Source organism: Deltaproteobacteria bacterium (genome assembly GCA_030654105.1).
Classification (GTDB): domain Bacteria; phylum Desulfobacterota; class SM23-61; order SM23-61; family SM23-61; genus JAHJQK01.
Window position 1 is genome coordinate 1 of sequence record JAURYC010000211.1, and the last position, 10,500, is coordinate 10,500.

The window sequence follows — 10,500 nt, forward strand, 5'->3', positions numbered from 1 at the left end:
GGTACGGAATTCGGTCATCCCGACGTCGGCCGTGTAGCTGATCTCCCCTTCCCCGTTCATCAATGCCTTCATGGCAACGGTAGGCGACGGATACGGATTGACCGTGACGGTATATTCGCCGCCGAGCGCCTGCTCTAACACTCCGGCCAACTGGGCGGATACCTTGTAGCCGTAAGTACCCACTTGGGACGTGGCCAAGCGGAGCGACTTGCGCTCCGCTGCGTAACCCGGGTCGATCGCCGAAAAGGCGAAGACGGCGGCAAGGGCCGCTACGGATACCGCGAACTTGTGACTCGGTCTTGTCTTCAACATCGTTTCCCTCCTTGGATTGCATTTCAGTGGCACGTTATTGATAAGAACTGACTTTTCTGTGGGAGAAGGATACGATGGGCTACCTTGTGTGTCAAGGAGATTTTATCGCCTTTATGTTAGAAAATAGCGCTATGGTCATCTTAAGGCTGGAACATAAAAGAGAGATTTACAAAAGGATTTAAGAGTCAGCCCAGAAAATAGGGGAAGAATAATGTCATAACTCGCCCCCGTGGGTAAATTGGAGAGTAATCATGATGGGCCCGATCTCTATTTCTTGGAAGGTATCCTGTGGGGGGGCTTCCTGCTTAACGCCCTGTTGAAAAATAAGAGGGAATGAAACTAAGTTGCTGAAATTTCCGGCCCTGTCTTGGATTTGCACCTTCAGGGTAATGTCAGACAAGTTCAGACCGTACCCTCCTCCTGTGTTCAAATAGATATGGCCTGATAATTCTTGCCGGTTTTCTTCTTTGATTCTGGTGAAGCTGACCGGGTATGTTCCTATTCCCGGCTGATCGATGGTGCACACGATATATTTCATGTCTCCATCCGAGTCTGAGGCATTCAGATATACTTTCCACGTGTCTCCCGCCCCAAGTGATGTGGAAGCAAAAGATTGAGTGATCACGGGGATAATTTTTCTTTTGTTCTCCCTGTTATTGGCCATAGACTCAAAAGCAGCAAGACCCTTTTCCCCTGCCTGCGAATGATTGGGCAGAGACATTGTGAATTATACTCCATGATTTGAATTTTTTAACTTCCTTTCAAAAAATATGATAAATTGGGGTTTTCTGGGAATGATATAGGCCAAGGAGAAAAAAATGCGCCGAGAAGTCGTCAAAGCAGTGTTCGTGGTTTTTATCGCCAGCTTTTGTACGATGGTCATCGAGCTGGTAGCGGGGAGGATCATGGCTCCCTATGTGGGGGTCTCGTTATACACCTGGACTTCCATCATCGGGGTAGTGCTGGCCGGGATTAGTATCGGAGCCTATGTGGGGGGTATCTTGGCGGATCGATTTCCTACGCCGCGTACCTTAGGCTGGCTGCTTTTTTTATCGGGATTGGGAGCGCTTTCAATATCGCCTTTGACCGAAGCCGTGGCCCGCTGGCCTCTGCAAACATCCTTGATGCTGCGCATCCTGATCATCACCACCGTGATCTTTTTCGTGCCCGCCTTCATCTTGGGGATGATCTCTCCGGTGGTGGTACGCTTATCTTTGGATCGGCTGGATAGGTCCGGAAACGTTGTGGGGAAGATCTATGCCTTCTCCACTTTGGGTTCTATTTTGGGGACCTTTGCCACCGGGTTTTTCCTGATCTCCTGGATGGGAACGCGAAATATCCTTCTGCTCATGGCGCTGATTCTGATTGTCTCCTCCCCCTTCTTTGGGGGAGCTTTCCTGAAGCGGCGTGTATTTCTGATCCTCTTGCCGGTCTTCTCTGTTTTCCTCTGGGCCGTGCATGACCAGGCCTTCACCAAGCAGCGGGATGAAAATTCCTATTATTTCAAGGAAACCGATTATTCCACCATCGAGCTGAAGAAGTTGAAGAAGAACGGGAAAACTTTGGAAACCGTAATCCTGGATAACTTGATCCATTCCTATGTGGACCTGGATGACCCCCTCCATCTGCAATACGGATACGAAAGAACCTATGCTGATCTGGTGGCCTGGAAAGCTAAGGCCAACCCGAAATTCCGAGCTCTGATCATCGGCGGAGGAGGTTATACATTCCCTCGGTATCTGGAGGCAAAATATCCTGAGGCGCATATTGACGTCATCGAGATTGATCCCCACTTGACCGAATTGGCCTACGAATACCTAGGTCTTTCCCGCAAGACCCGCATCCGCTCCTTCAACGACGATGCCCGCTGGGTCCTGATGAATTTCCCGGAGCGGGGTGTATATGACTTCATCTTCGGAGACGCCTTTAATGACCTGACTATTCCCTATCACCTGACAACCAAGGAGTTCTCCTCCATCATCCGTTCCCTCCTCAAACCGGATGGGATGCTGATTGCCAACGTGATTGACCATTTTCATACCGGCCTTTTCATGCCCTCTTACGTTCGCACGTTGGAAGAGGTCTTTGACCGAGGGAAAGTGGCTCTAATAGCGGATACACCTTTCGAAGAAATGGGGATCAGTACGATGATCGTGGCCGCCAGCCCCCGCGAATACCCCTGGAAGGAAGTGGAAACGGAGAACAAAGGGAATTGCTATGTCATTGTTCCCAAGGAACTGGGCCAGAAGCTGCAGAATCGTTTCGCGGTCGTTCTGACCGATTCCTACGCTCCGGTCGATAACCTGACTGCCCCTATCTTCGAAGAGAGGTTTGGGAGGAAAAAAAGAGGGTAAATCTTGATAAAATCCCAAATCCCAAATTCCAAGCAAATCCCCTTGAACAAAATTTCGAATGTAAAACAAAAGATCTGGGGTTTGGAAAATTAGATATTGGAATTGGGGATTTGATGCTGGAAGAGGTCCTCTCGGTTAAGAATCTTCTTTTTTCCCTTCTCTTTCATCTTCAATCTTAATTCCATATTTGCGGATTTTTTGCTGCAAATTCTGGCGGAACATTTGGGCTTTGCGCGAAGCCTCCGAGATGTTCCAATTGCTTTCTTTCAGGATGTGGGTGAGGTAAAATTTTTCGAACTGGTCTTTAGCCTTGTTAAAAGGTGAACTCATCCAGTTCTCCTGAGCCGTAACCCGGTCGGCGACCCGGGTTAAAAATTCCTGGGGCAGGTCGGTAATTTTAATCGTATTTTCCTCCGCCATGGAAAGAGCAGACTCGATGACATGCTCCAGCTCCCGGACGTTGCCAGGCCATTTGTAAGCCTGGAGGGCTTTGAGGGCTTGGGGATCGATACATTCCACTTTCCGTACCCCCCGGTATTTTTCCAGGAAATGATAGGCCAAGAGAGGGATGTCGCCGAGGCGTTCCCGCAGTGGTGGGAGATGAATCGCGATTCCTTTCAGACGATAATAAAGATCCTGGCGGAATTCTCTACGCTCCACGGCTTTTTCCAGGTTACGATTGGTGGCGGCAATGATGCGAATGTCCACGTGGATGGGGTGAGTATCTCCCACGCGCATGAACTCTCCTTCCTGGATGACCCGGAGCAATTTTACCTGAAAGCTTGAGCTGGTCTCGGTGATCTCGTCAAAGAAAACCGTTCCTCCATCGGCTACTTCAATCAAACCTTTACGCGTGACCACAGCCCCGGTAAAGGCTCCTTTCACATGGCCAAAAAGTTCGCTCTCCAAGACCCCTTCGGCCAGGGAGCCACAGTTGATGGGCTGAAAAGGCTTCTCGCGCCGAAGGCTCAGGTTATGGATGGCCTTGGCCACCAGCTCTTTTCCCGTTCCCGTTTCACCCGTAAGAAGAATATTACTTTCTCCCCTGGCCACTTTCTGGATCATCTCGAACACCCGGTGCAAGGGGGCGCTGTTGCCGATAATGTTCTCAAAGGATTTTTGAGATTGCAGTTGACGGCGAAGGAGGATGTTTTCCGATTCTAAGCGGCTGCGTTCCGCCGCCCGTTCAATAATCACGCGGACTTCATCGGGAGTAAAGGGTTTGGGCAGATAATCATAGGCGCCTTTCTGGATCGCCTCGACGGCACTTTTGATGGTGGCGTATCCCGTGATCATGATGACCACCAAGTGGGGATGGATCTTTTTTAATTCTTCCAGGAGTTGAATTCCGTCCATTCCGGGCATTCTTATGTCTGTGATGACGATGTCAAAAGGCTCGCCCTGCAACCGTTGCAGGGCGTCCTCAGCCCGCAGGGTGTAGTCGGATGGATACCCACTTTTTTTCAGGATGGCCCGAAGCGATTTACAAGTGTTAACTTGGTCGTCGACGATGAGAATCTTACAGGAATGTTCCATTTTAATTTTTTCCGCTTTCGGCCAGAGGGAAATCGATGGTAAAAGTAGTTCCTTGCCCTTCCTGACTTTCCAGGTGGTATTGAGCCCCATAATTTTTCAGAATGCCCGAGACGATATATAAGCCCAATCCGGTGCCCTCTCCTGTACTCTTGGTCGTGTAGAAGGGATCGAAGACCTTGGACAAATTTTCCGGAGATATGCCACATCCATTATCCTCGACGACCACGCGGATAAAGGGACCCATAAGAGGGCGGTGGGCAGAAAGAGATTCTTCCTGGGCTTCGAGGTATTGGGTGCGGATGAGTAGCTTTTTTCCCCGGGGAGGTTCACCTGATTTTTCGTCTCCTGCATCCAAAGCGTCCAACCCCTGGATGGCGTTGAGGAGAAGGTTCGTAAAAACCTGTTGCATCTGGCCAGAGTCGGCCCGCACTAAGGGAAGCTCCTTCGCCTGATCGATTTGAACGTCAATTTTTTCCAGGGCGCCCTGTTTTTCCAGCAGAAGGAGGCTCATCGTGAGCACGTCATTGAGGTCAATCCATTCCAGCGCCGGCTTGGCCTCCCGCGAGAAGGAAAGAAGATCCGAGACGATCCTTCGGGCTCGGGTGGCCTCTTTGATGATGATTTCCAGACTTTCCCGACTGGCATCCCCTTCTTTCGTTTCTTCCTGCAAGAGATTGGAGAAGGTCAGGATCGAGGTCAGTGGGTCGTTCATTTCATGGGCGACGCCCGAAGCCAGCCTGCCGATGGCGGCCAGTCTCTCCTTTTGGCCCAGCTCAGCCTGGGCCTTTTTTAGGTCTTCCTCGAGTTTCTTCTTTTCGGTGAGGTTCTTGATTACACCCAGGGTACCAACGACTATGCCCCGTTCATCCTTGAGCAGCGATGCGGAGGTAAGGATAGGAATCATCTTCCCGTTGCTGACTATGGTCGTCTCATAATTCAAAAGTCTCCCCCGCTCTCTTAAAACGGTCATGATTTTCCGGGCCTCGGTCATTCCTCCAGAATAAAGTTGGGACATAGGGACTCCCATAAGTTTATCCTCCTGCCCATCTTGCCCCAAGAGCATCTCCTGCATACTGCGGTTGGCAAAAGTAACCCGGCCTTTGGGGTCAGTAGCCACGATGGCGTCCACCGAGCTCTGGACAATGTTCTCCAAAGTTTCCTTGGTCTCGCGAAGCTCTCGACTCGACTGTTGCAATCGGGCCTGTCCCTGCTCCAAAGAAACGACCATCCGGTTAAAAGATTCCGCAAGTTCCCCGATTTCATCTCGGGAGCGCACCTGGACGCGCTCGGTGAAAACTCCACTGGCCACTTTCTTGGTGCCGCGGACCAGTTGCTGGATGGGCTTGACCAGAAGTTGAGAGAGGTAGAACGCCAAAACAGCTCCGATCAAGCCTGCCTGGATGGCAAAGACCATGGAATACGTCCGGGCTTTTCGGGTACCCACCTGGATGGGGATCCAGGCTACATTGACCATCTGTTCCCCCAGACGCTCCAATTGATGGCCAAAAGTAGTCATCTCCTTTACGCTCTGTTCAGTCTTCGAGCCTTCATCGGGAGCGAGAAGCTGGTCGATTATACTCTGGTATTGGGTAAGAATCTTCTGGGCGTTGTTGAAGCCTTGAATCATTCCAACTTCTCCGCTCAGCCGTTTTTGCTGGGAGAGGAATTCGGTAAATTTCCCGGAGAGATCTTTCATGCGGTAAAGGTAGAATTTTTCCCGGTAGAAAAGGTAGTTTTTTTCATGTTTGCGCATTTCCAGGATGTTTTCGTAGTTCTGGTAGACCTCCCTGACCGTCTGGGAACTTTCGCTGATCCGTTTGGAATTGATGTACAAGACTTCAGCGACCATGGCGGTAAGGATGGCCAAAGGGATGAAGCCCAGGAGGAGTTTCGTGCCGATGCGCATACTTCTCAAGAATTCTTGAGTGATCGCTTCCTATAGTGGAAAGCGTAAAAAATAAAGACTATTTACCGCGGAGGACGCAGAGAACGCGGAGATGAAGGGTACTTCAAAATCTAAAGGAAAAGGTAAAAATTTTAGATTTGAAGTTATTCGTTTACTCCTCTGGGTTCTCAGCGTGCTCTGCGGTGAAACATTATGAAATTATAAGGTGAAACAGAGGGAGGAGGCAAGGAAAAAGCGAGTGGCTCATTCTTTGACTTGAGAGGAAACATTCGTTATAATAACCAACATGGCGGATTCTATTATCAGCCTTTTGGAAGAGCGGATAAAACGTTACCATCTTCCCCTTATGCCGGTAATCTGGGGAGTCACTTGCCTAATTATTGGCGGGTTAGTGGCCATTGGCCTGCACGGCTATAATTCTACAGAAAAGGCCGTGGCCACACAGTTTAATAACCAGCAGTTAATGCTTGCCCAACAAGCGGCCCGGGGAATAGAAAATTTCCTGGGTGAAATCCGCGCGACGGCCACCCTTCTCACCTACCTTCCTGAAGTGCAAAAGCTTCCCCAAGGAGGGGTAAACCCAGAGGAAACTCTCCGGTCTCTCTATAAAAGTTTTGGGGGAAAAGTCAATTTCCTTAGGCTTGAAGACCGCCAAGGGATGTTAATTTCAGTCTATCCCCCCGAAGCTTGGCAAGAAGAAGTAGGGAAGGATTTCAGTTCCAGTTCCTATTTGCAGCAAGCCCGGCGTACAGGAAAACCGGTGATGACCGATCTGCTCCTGAAAGGGAGAAGAAAAAATTCCGACGAACAGCAGTTTTTGGGGTCCATTTTAATTGCCGCCCCAATTTTTCGCTCTTCAGAATTCCTGGGGATTTTAGGTTGTGGACTGGATTTTGAACAGGTCAATGAACAATACCTCAACCCCATCCGTTCGGGATTTTCTGGGGGATTCTGGATGATTAATCAAGAGGGAAGATTTATTGCCCACTATGATCCAGAATTTTTGGGTAAGAATGCTTTCACGGCCCGAAAAGAACGGGACCCTCGCCTTAGTTATGAGCGCATCGATCAAATTATGAGAGAGATGATGCTCCGGGGAAAATCGGGGACGGACGAATATATTTCCGGCTGGCACCGGGGAGAGCGGGGAAAGATCAAGAAGCTGATTGCCTATGCGCCGGTTCAAATCGATGAACAGATATGGTCGGTCGCTGTCGTTGCTCCTTATTCGGACGTTACTCAGGTGGTATGGGCTGGCTTTAAAAATTCTGCCTTGCTTTTGTTCATTATGGCCTGTACCCTTCTGGCAGGAACATACGTTGGCCACAAGATTAATCAGGGACGCATCCGGGCAGAGGAGAAAGTACGATGGGGAGAAGAAATCGTCAGGAGCCAGAACCGCTTGCAAACCCTCTTCGACGGAGCCCCAGATGCCATCGCCATTGTGGACCGAAATTTCCGCATCTCCATGGTCAATAAAACCGGCTTGAACTGGTACAAAAAGTCTCCGAAAGATTTTATCGGAAAAATCTGTTATCAGGAATTTCAAGGGAGGTCTGACCTTTGTCCCAACTGCCCGGCGGAAGAATCTTTCCGAACGGGCCAGGCGGCTTTTCGCGAGCGAGCCAGCTTAATTGCCGATGGAACCAAGCACTACTTGCAACTCCACTCTTTCCCTCTATGCAACCGGAACGGGGAAGTCGTGGAAGTGGTAGAGTACGTTAAGGACGTCACCGCCGAAAAGAATCTTCATCAGCAGATCGTCCAGTCGGAGCGACTGGCAGTTGTGGGCAGGATGTCAGCGAACGTGGCCCATGAGATTAAGAACCCCTTAGGAACAATTGTTTTGAATGCCGAACTTCTGGAAGAAGAGTTGGCCCGGTTTGCCGGGCAAGACTCAACGGAAGCCCGCAATCTTTTGGGGGTGATCAAAGCGGAAATCGACCATCTGATCGAGGTTGTCGAAGAATACCTGCAATTCGCCCGTCTGCCCAAAGTGAAGCTGGAGCAAGGGAACATCAATGAAGTTATCGCCGATCTGCTTCTTTTCCTCCGGGAAGAAGCCACGGAACGTAAAGTGGAGGTTGTTGAGGAGTTGGAGACTTTTTTGCCCCCGGTGCAGATCGATGCCAAACAACTCCGCCAGGCTTTTTTAAACATTGTCAAGAATTCCTTCGAGGCCATGCCCGAGGGAGGCAAGCTAACGGTCTCTACGGGTTGGGAAAATGGGCAGGTTACAGTTTCCATTGCCGACACCGGAAGAGGTATTGCCGAGGAAAATTTGGAACTTGTCTTTACCCCTTTCTTCAGCACCAAGCATGGGGGGACAGGTTTGGGCCTATCCATTACCTCGCACATCATTCAGGAGCATCGAGGGACGATCAGCCTGAAAAGTTACGTGGACCTGGGAACGATTTTTACCATCCGCCTGCCCGCTCTGCCTTCCGATTGAACCCGCTTAGAAAAGGAGGGGTGCAGGGCGCAGGGGGATGCCGGCGGATAACGGGGGATAAAGAATTTGGAAAAATTAGAGGAAATGAGAGTGGAAACAGCGGCAAACAAAAATATTCTTTTGGTGGATGATCACAAACCTTTCCGTGACTCTTTGGCTAAGATTCTGGAAGGGGAAGGATTACGGGTGTTTCCCGCCATCGATGGAGAGGAAGCGCTGGACATCCTCAGGAAGGAATTTATTCATCTGGTGCTCACGGATTTGAAAATGCCCAAGATGGATGGAGTTGAACTGCTGAAGGTGGCCAAAACGATCCGCCCAGAGGTGGAAGTGATCTTGATCACAGGCTATGGAACCGTGGATACGGCTGTGACGGCCATGAAAGATGGGGCTTTCGATTACATCCAGAAACCTTTCAAACCCCGGGAGATTCTCAAACTGGTTCGCAAAGCCATGGAAAAACAATCTCTGGTCTTGGAAAACCGCATGCTCCAGGAGCGGATTAAGGATTTTCAGAAGGTCGAGAAAATTGTCGGCCGGAGCCCTGCCATGAAGAAGGTCCTGGAGATCGTTGCCCAAGTGGCTCCCAGCTCGGCCACGGTCCTTATCCAGGGCGAAAGCGGAACGGGAAAAGAAGTCATCGCCCAAGCCATCCATGACTTAAGCCCCCGGGCAAATCACCCTTTCATCAAGGTTAGCTGCGCAGCCCTGCCCGAGACCCTCCTGGAGGCAGAATTATTTGGGTACGAACGGGGGGCTTTTACTGGCGCCATTGCCCGCAAGGAAGGAAGGTTCGAACTGGCCAATGGCGGTACCCTTTTTCTGGACGAAATTGGGGAAGTCAGCCCGACCGTACAAGTTAAGCTTTTGCGGGTCTTGCAAGTAGGCGAGTTCGAACGTTTGGGGGGAACGAAAACCATCCGGGCGGATGTGCGCTTGGTTGCAGCTTCGAATGTGAATCTCCTAGAAGCCGTGGAGAAAAAAGTCTTCCGGGAAGACCTTTATTCCCGCCTCAATGTCATCACTTTAACCCTCCCGCCGCTTAGAGAAAGGGAAGGGGATATTCCTCTTTTGGCCCACCATTTCCTGGAAATATTTAAGAAGAAAAACAATAAAGATGTGAAAGGGTTTACCCAGGAGGCCTTAGAGGTGATGCTTCGTTATCCCTGGCCTCGCAATGTGCGCCAGATAGAAAACGCCATCGAAAGGGCAGTGGTTTTGACCAAGGGAGAAATAATCGTGCCCGGGGATCTGCCACCGGAAATCCTGAAAGCGATGGCATGGCCTGCGGGCGAGAAGGCTGCCATGATGGATGAAAAGACCATTTCTATTTCTCTGGGAACGCCTCTGGAGATAATTGAGAAGCGAGTCATCGAAGAGACTTTGCGCCATTCCCGGGGCGACAAGAATTTGGCTTCTAAAATATTAGGGATTTCAGCCCGGACGATCTACCGCAAGATTGAGGAGGAGAAAAAAGGGGAAGAAACAGAGAGTTGACAAATTGTCAGCTAAAAGCTTTTTTAAATTTTTAAATTGTCATTTTTGCAGCACTTATCGAAACAATTGACATAATGGCATCATTTTCAAAATAAAGTGATCGCCTAACAAACCTGCCCTTCTATCCTTCATAAAAAATCATTTAATATTAATGTGTTAAAAAGAGCCCCCCTTTTTTGATTTTTGGCATATGTATTGCTTTTTTTATTATAAAAATTGGCGAGGCTCCGAAGGGGTTTGATCTTCACAGGCTACGAACGAGCGAACTTCCCTGCTCATCTGTGACTGGCAACCGAAACAACAACCCTCCTCTAACAGATCAGGCCCCTTCGAGTTTTTTTGGCACCGTCTTTGGGGTGTAAACGTTTTTCTTCTCGGGTCCAACGTCAGGAGGTATTGTGGAAAAGAAAACGATTTTAGTAGTGGACAATGAGGAGACAATG

The 10,500-nt window shown here is 49.8% G+C and carries 7 protein-coding genes; 3 read left to right on the top strand and 4 right to left on the bottom strand.

The features are described from left to right. On the bottom strand, positions 1–312 hold a 312-nt coding region (locus Q7V48_08710; protein MDO9210816.1), incomplete at its 3' end, for a hypothetical protein. Positions 313–526: 214 nt separating this feature from the next. Further along, positions 527–850, bottom strand: a complete 324-nt coding sequence (locus Q7V48_08715) for a hypothetical protein (protein ID MDO9210817.1) — start codon at positions 848–850, stop codon at positions 527–529. 280 nt (positions 851–1,130) lie between these two features. Here Q7V48_08715 and Q7V48_08720 point away from each other — a divergent pair, with 280 nt between their 5' ends. Continuing rightward, positions 1,131–2,666, top strand: coding sequence for a fused MFS/spermidine synthase (locus Q7V48_08720; GenBank protein MDO9210818.1), 1,536 nt, complete (start codon positions 1,131–1,133; stop codon positions 2,664–2,666). Positions 2,667–2,801: 135 nt separating this feature from the next. Here Q7V48_08720 and Q7V48_08725 read toward each other — a convergent pair whose 3' ends face one another. Both Q7V48_08725 and Q7V48_08730 read right to left on the bottom strand, forming a co-directional pair. Then, a complete protein-coding gene (locus tag Q7V48_08725; protein ID MDO9210819.1) occupies positions 2,802–4,202 on the bottom strand; it encodes a sigma-54 dependent transcriptional regulator in 1,401 nt (466 codons plus the stop codon). A gap of 1 nt (position 4,203) precedes the next feature. Next, positions 4,204–6,108, bottom strand: a complete 1,905-nt coding sequence (locus Q7V48_08730; GenBank protein ID MDO9210820.1) for an ATP-binding protein — start codon at positions 6,106–6,108, stop codon at positions 4,204–4,206. A gap of 286 nt (positions 6,109–6,394) precedes the next feature. Between Q7V48_08730 and Q7V48_08735 the strand changes: the two genes are divergently transcribed. After that, positions 6,395–8,560 (top strand): ATP-binding protein, encoded by a 2,166-nt coding sequence (locus Q7V48_08735; protein ID MDO9210821.1) that lies wholly within the window; start codon positions 6,395–6,397, stop codon positions 8,558–8,560. Between the two features lie 90 nt (positions 8,561–8,650). After that, a complete protein-coding gene (locus tag Q7V48_08740; protein ID MDO9210822.1) occupies positions 8,651–10,057 on the top strand; it encodes a sigma-54 dependent transcriptional regulator in 1,407 nt (468 codons plus the stop codon). The last annotated feature ends 443 nt before the right edge of the window (positions 10,058–10,500 follow it).

Bases quoted from the DNA above. Each gene is read 5' to 3' on its own strand.
- Q7V48_08715 (MDO9210817.1), bottom strand. From the start codon at position 850: ATGAAATATATCGTGTGCACCATCGATCAGCCGGGAATAGGAACATAC.
- Q7V48_08720 (MDO9210818.1), top strand. From the start codon at position 1,131: ATGCGCCGAGAAGTCGTCAAAGCAGTGTTCGTGGTTTTTATCGCCAGC.
- Q7V48_08725 (MDO9210819.1), bottom strand. From the start codon at position 4,202: ATGGAACATTCCTGTAAGATTCTCATCGTCGACGACCAAGTTAACACT.
- Q7V48_08735 (MDO9210821.1), top strand. From the start codon at position 6,395: ATGGCGGATTCTATTATCAGCCTTTTGGAAGAGCGGATAAAACGTTAC.
- Q7V48_08730 (MDO9210820.1), bottom strand. From the start codon at position 6,108: ATGCGCATCGGCACGAAACTCCTCCTGGGCTTCATCCCTTTGGCCATC.